General features: G+C 42.2%; 1 protein-coding gene and 1 pseudogene. Both read right to left on the reverse strand.

Going from position 1 to position 6,037, the window contains the following annotated elements; genetic code table 11:
- Nucleotides 1-7 precede the first annotated feature (7 nt).
- Nucleotides 8-5,455, reverse strand: a complete 5,448-nt coding sequence (locus V7K67_RS12600) for a trifunctional serine/threonine-protein kinase/ATP-binding protein/sensor histidine kinase (RefSeq protein WP_334732975.1) — start codon at nt 5,453-5,455, stop codon at nt 8-10.
- A 198-nt stretch (nt 5,456-5,653) separates the two neighbouring features.
- Nucleotides 5,654-5,941: pseudogene (locus tag V7K67_RS12605) on the reverse strand (IS4 family transposase); the annotation flags it as partial.
- Nucleotides 5,942-6,037 lie beyond the last annotated feature (96 nt).

Below are 6,037 nucleotides of genomic sequence, written 5' to 3' on the forward strand. Positions count from 1 at the left end.
CTGGCGTTCATGGAGTAACCTGTTGCTCAAGTGGAAGGGTTACTATAAATAGAGTTCCCTTCCCCACTTCGCTTTGCACATTAATCGTTCCCCGCAATTTTTGGGTGACTAGATTGTAGACAATATGCAATCCTAGTCCTGTTCCACCTCGATGCCTTGCTGTCGTGAAGAAGGGTTCAAAAATGCGGCTAAGATGCTTTTTGGGAACACCACAGCCATCATCACGGTACTGAATGATGGCTAGATCGCCTTGCTGTAACACCTGAAAGTGCATTTCCCCAGCTTCTTCGGGCTGATAGGCGTGCATGAGGGAGTTCATCACCAAATTGGTGACAACTTGTGCCAATGCACCTGGATAAGTACTAATGGTTACAGTATCATCGCCAGTTATAGTTACCGTATGTAGTGTTTTTCTTAAATTTGGTGCCAAACTAAAAAGCGTTTCTTCCAGATAAAGTTTAACCCTAATAGTACGTTGCTCCAGGTTGGTTTGATCGACAGCAACCTGTTTGAAACTTTGCACCAACTCTGCGGCACTATTAAGGTTTGTCAAAATAATGTCTCCACATTCTTTAGCAATGTTCAGGTAGTTGGTCAAATCTGCTCGTTTCAGCTGCCCCTGCTCAACTGTGGTGATGAGACTAGTAGTTTTATCAATGAGGGTCGATACCAGTGTGATGCTAGTACCCACAGGAGTGTTGACTTCATGAGCAACCCCTGCCACCAAGCTACCTAAAGCAGCCATTTTCTTGGATTCCACGAGCTGATCTTGAGTCGTTTTGAGTTCTTCTAGGGCTTGGGAAAGCTGTTGAGTGCGATCGCTAACTTTCAGTTCGAGAGTGTTGTAGAGATTAGCATTTTCGATAGAAATGGCAGCTTGGGATGATAAGAGCTTGACAATTTCCAACCGATCTGGTGTAAATGCTTCCGTAGCCAGGTTATTTTCCAGATATAAAATTCCTAGCAGTTTACCCTGATGCACGATGGGATTACACAGTAGGCTTTTGGGCTGGTGCTTTGTGATATAGAAATCAGCCACCAAAGACGCCTCTATTCTGGCATCAGCGATGACAAGGGATTGTAGACTGCGTTTGACAGTGTAAATCAGACTGACAGGAATATCAAAACTTTGATCTATTGGCAGTGCTGGCCCGATGCTGGGTTCTTGTCCTAGTTGGGCGATCGCTTCTACTCGCAAGTCATTCTCCTGCATCAACATCAGCACACATTTACTGGCTCCAGCATTGGTCATAATCGCATTGAGCAAGCCTTGGAGCAATTTGTCTAACTGAATCTCGCTAGACAAGCTCTGAGACGCTTTCAGGATGGTGGCAAAATCCAAGGCTTCAGAGATAGAAGTGCTGCTTGAGCTAGATGTTTGCGTCGGTTGATGAATCGTGCGGGCAGGTATAGCGAGGGCTTCTAAGGGCTGGAGAGTGAATTGCTTTTGTTGCAGAATAGATTGTAGTAATTGCGGATAGCGTGTTTCTAAGTCATCGATTTTAGCCTTGGCATCCCAACGAGCGTAGCAGTAGTAGGCTTCTTGGATGTAAGCTTGAGCCACCTTTTCTTTACCCCAGTTGAGGTAGAATTTTGCTGCCAACTCATTGCTAAGTGCTTCTTCGTTGAGGTAGCCGTTTTCTTTAGCTAATGCAATGGCGCGATCGTAATACTCCATTGCTTTGAGTGGATCTCCCATCACCCGTGCTGTTTCTGCTTCAACTAAATCATATTTGTGCTGGAAGTTGGCTCCAGCACGATCGGCCCAGTAGCGCATGAGTTTTTGGTTGTTAGCTACTTGATTTAAGCAACATTCCTGTTGATTGCGATCTGCTGGAGGCAGCAGCGCTTCCGCAGAGCGGACGCTTACGCGGTTTTCATGCCCGTTCGCGTAGCGTCTCCTTGAGGAGAAGGGTTGTACGCGATCGCAGCTCGAATACCGTGCAAGTAAGGACAAAGAGTAGTAAAAGTTATGTCCGGCAACAATTAGTGGACCAAAGGCTCCATCTACAAACTCAGTGGCTTGCTCTGCATTAGTTACAGCCTGTTCATACTTTTCAAAAGTATAAAGTACAATTATTTTGGCTACATATATGGCAAATAGTGACTGATGATTATGAGTGTTATGAAAATGCAGTAGCATTTCCCTCTCATCAAAATCAGTACCAGTCAGGTGAAATTGGTCAGAGGTTTGTCCGAGGAAGTTTAAAGTGAGTTGCCTCCAAATTTGGGCATAATCAAGACAATGCTTTTGTTTGAAGTTTAAAAGTAAATCAATATATTTTGCTTGCCTTTGATCGACAGAATTTAAAGGTTCTCCAATCAGGAATAAATGCTTACACTCAGCCATCATCGAATAGCTAGCGTACTCGATGTCTCCGACCTCTAGACCACACTGCATACCTTCTCGTAACAATTGAATAGTATTTCGACCATGCTCCTTGCAAGCACAGATAAAAGCACCAAAGAGCATATAAATTTTGGAGCTAAGTTCTTTGGCATGGTATTGCTCTAATAGCTCTAGAGATATCTGACCTGAGTGATAAGCAGTGTCTACATCTTTGATTACAGCACACAGAAATAAGCCATAGATTCCATAGACAAAAGCAGCCAAGGATGAATGTCCCTGCTCAAGACAAAGATGAAGCATTGTCAGCGCCACTGACGGAAACATCTCCGGTTTGACATGATGAACAGGAGGAGTAATGCTAATCAGCAACCGGAGTGCAGCCAGAGATTCAGGATCGATCATCTCTGGAATATTGGCTAAATTTGTCAAGTCTGGTAGTGGCTTTAAATAATTTTTCTGCTCTACATCAGGTAGTATCAACAAAATGTTTAATTGCTCTAGTGCTTTTAACCCTGTTTCAATAGCTTGAACTTGCCGATCTTGAGCAATATAAATTTGCACTTTTAGCTCATAGGTCTTAATTCTGTCTAACAGATGCGTGGTTTGCTGCAATATCAAATCTGCTAAACTGATAGATTGTTCAAAGTGAGTATTTAAGTATTCTGCTTCTGCGGCTTCCTCATACAGCGCCAGCGTCAGAGCATACTGATTTTGCCAGCTATCTGCTGCTAGCAGTTTTATTCCTAGCATTAAATACTGAACCGCAGCAGTATAGGCAGTGGAAGCTTTAGCTTTCCGTCCAGCTAACAGATTTAACTCAGCTAGTTGATTGCGTTCAGTCTGTTGAGTAATTAACCCCAACCCGATGTTCAATTGACTAACAATCTGAAAAATCTTTTCTTGTTGCTCGTCCGTAGAAATATTATTTAATAGTAGCTGCCCCAGTTTAAAGTGAGTAATTTGTTTCTCATCTTCAGGAATTAAAAAATAAGCAGCTTGTTGCACACGGTCGTGTAAAAACTTATAAGTAACTGCTTGTGAACTTTGCCCTACAATTGTTTGACTTTCTTGACCCACATAAAATTTGTAAACTTCAGTTTGAGGTAAAATTAACCCCTCTTGTAAAGCTTTCCAGATGGCTGTTGCGGTTTCGGATTCTGAGGTTTGGGACATATTCGTAGAGGTTGCGCCTCTGGCCATCGCCAAGGTTGCCAAGTCAAATTCGTTACCAATACACGCTGCTAATTTCAACACATCTTGCGTCGCTATTGGCAACTTCTGTAACTGCAATGCCATAAATTCAACAACATCATCCGTGACAGCTAATGCTTTCACTTTTGGAATGTCACACTGCCAATTTCCCCCATCAAAATCAAACTGGATCAGCCCATCTTCATGCAGTGCTTTGAGAAATTGCGTGCTAAAAAATGGATTACCTTTGGTTTTTTGATATACCAGTTGAGTTAATGGTTGAGCAATTTCTGGCGAACAATTGAGGGTATGGGCAACTAATTGATTTAAACTTGCTGTACTTAATGGCGTTAGTGTAATTGTATTAATTGTAACTTTAGATTTCGCAATCTCTTCTAGTGTCAACATTAAAGGATGAGCAGCAGAAACCTCATTATCGCGGTAAGCTCCAATTAATAATAAATACCCACCATCTGAATCATCCATTAGCAACTGCATTAACTTCAAAGATGCTAAATCTGCCCACTGCAAATCATCCAAAAAAATTACTAGAGGATGTTCTTTGGTAGTGAATACTTGGATAAACTTTTGAAAGAGTAAATTAAACCGATTCTGTGCCGCAGTTCCAGACAAATTGGGTGCAGGTAGTTGTTGACCAATAATTTGTTCTAGTTCTGGAATTACCTCAATAATGACTTGCCCATTATCACCCAGCGCTGCTAAGATTTTGGTTTTCCAAGCTGATAATTGAGTATCATTTTCACGGCTCAATTGCCCCATTAAATCTCGAAACGTCTGGACAAAGGCAGAAAAAGGAATATTACGATTAAATTGGTCAAACTTGCCTTTGATGAAGTAGCCTCGCTGTTCGACAATCGGCTTATGGACTTCGTTAATAATCGCCGTTTTACCAATCCCAGAAAACCCTGCGACTAACATCAGTTCCGTCTGATGATTTGTAACGCGGTCAAATGCTGCTAGCAAAGTTTTCACCTCATCTTCCCGACCATAGAGTTTTTCAGGGATAATGAAGCGATCGCTAACATCCCGTTGCCCAATGGGGAAACTTTCAACTTTGCCCGTTTGCTGGAGTTGATGCAAACAAGTTTCTAAATCATATTTCAGCCCGAATGCACTCTGATAGCGGTCTTCGGCATTTTTCGCCATCAGTTTGCTGACAATTTCTGAGAGTATCGGCGTAATTTGGGGATTAATCTCATGCACCAAAGCTGGAAGTTTAGCAATATGGCAATGTACTAACTCCATCGGATCGTTTGATTGGAACGGTAATTGTCCCGTCAGTAACTCGTAAAAAGTTACGCCTACAGAATAGAAATCAGTCCGGTAGTCTATGCCACGATTCATTCGTCCGGTTTGTTCCGGTGACAAATAGCCGAGTGTTCCCTCTAACACATTGGGACTTTTCAGGGTTTGGGTTTCCCGTGGTAGCAGAGATGCAATACTAAAGTCAATGAGTCTGATATCACGAGTTTCTGGATTAATCAGAATATTGGCAGGTTTAATATCTTTGTGAATAATCCGATGACGAATGAGAATATCTAATATATTGCACAAAGCGATCGCTAAAAGCAAAAATTCAATGGCAGTTGGCACAGTTCCCCATTGCTTTAGGGAAATTCCCCCAAAGTCTTCCATTACCAATGCATAGCTATTCTGGTACGTTTCCAAGCTGTAGGTTTGAATGATTCCAGGTAAGTTGAGATTTTTAGCTATGGTGTACTGATTGCGAAACGACAAAAGTTCAATGAAGTTGGGATAAGGATTTTTTAGCAGCTTGATGACCACAGGCTGTTGATCAGTCTCTCGAACTGCTCGATAAACTAGGGTTCTAGAACCGTTGTAGAGTTCTTCGCTGACTTGATAGCCGGGAATGGTAACTACACTGCTAATCATAATTCTTTTGAATTTTTAAGACCTTAGCATTTAGTATTCCCAGATCCGCCCCCATCAGTGAGAGATTAAGGTAATTGCATTTTTTCAAGAGGGCGTAGTCCAAGGAGACAAATCTAGCTTGGAGGCGGGGTATTTCTTGGCTTTGACTACTCCCATCCGTGAGAGGTTAAGATAATTGCACATTTGTCAAGAGGGTGCAGGAAAAGGGGATAAATCTAGCCTGGAGACTGGCTTTCGGAGATATTTAACCACGCCTAAGTCTTGATTCTCTGGGGCAGCGAAGTATTTAATGGGGTCATCGGCATTACCTTTATCGTAGGCAACGCTGAAATGGTACAAACCTCGAAAAATCATCTCCAAAGAAATGCGGTCAAATGGCAAAGCTAATTCATCAGCTACCGCATCTCCCAAGTCAACTAATACGGCATAAAAAAGCCAAGTTGCCCAGACTTGTAACTTCACACCATTAATAGAACCAGTCCATAAATCAATACGGTTCAGTTAAGGCTATGCAGTGCTTGAAACAACAAACACAGGAGGATTGGTTATTGTTCCAGTACCTCTGTGTTTAACCTTTTTCGA

Source organism: Nostoc sp., from assembly GCF_036917155.1.
Lineage (GTDB): Bacteria > Cyanobacteriota > Cyanobacteriia > Cyanobacteriales > Nostocaceae > Nostoc.